Raw genomic sequence first — 451 nt, 5'->3', positions numbered from 1 at the left:
GGCAAAGACCGCACCATCGCCTGTGAAGAAGGGGATTTGCTGCTTATCCGCAGCGCCGGTGCGTATGGCTCAAGCATGGCGAGCAACTACAACACGCGCAACCGCGCGGCGGAAGTATTGGTTAACGGCAACGAATGTAAACTTATCCGCCAACGTGAAACCGTCGAGCAGCAAATGGCCAACGAATTGGCTTGTTTGTAAGGTTTGATTGTTTAAAAGGCCGTCTGAAAGCTTGATTGACTTTCAGACGGCCTTTGTAATGAAAGAAAAGGGCATGTATCAAACACGCCCTTTTTAAGTTTATCAATAATGCGGCGGAATCTCGTCGCGCAGGCTGTACGGTTCGCGTTCGCCGTTTGCGCCTTTGTCCTGCATCCGTTGATACAGAAGCCGCAACTGGCATTGTTGCAAATCCAAAGCCTGCTTCATCTTGGCGATGGTGTCATTCAGG

1 protein-coding gene and 1 pseudogene are annotated in these 451 nt (G+C 50.6%); one reads left to right on the top strand and one right to left on the bottom strand.

All coding sequences use genetic code 11. From position 1 onward, the window contains the following. Positions 1 to 201 (top strand): annotated as a pseudogene (locus ACTHUR_RS20730) (diaminopimelate decarboxylase); the annotation flags it as partial. Between the two features lie 102 nt (positions 202 to 303). Here the strand turns inward: ACTHUR_RS20730 and ACTHUR_RS20725 are convergent. Continuing rightward, a partial coding sequence (locus ACTHUR_RS20725) for a SlyX family protein (protein ID WP_440400686.1) occupies positions 304 to 451 on the bottom strand: 148 nt, incomplete at its 5' end.

It is taken from the genome of Neisseria sp. P0021.S007 (genome assembly GCF_051956855.1).
The sequence above is the reverse complement of the archived record's forward strand: the minus strand, read 5'-3'. Positions and strand labels throughout refer to the sequence as shown.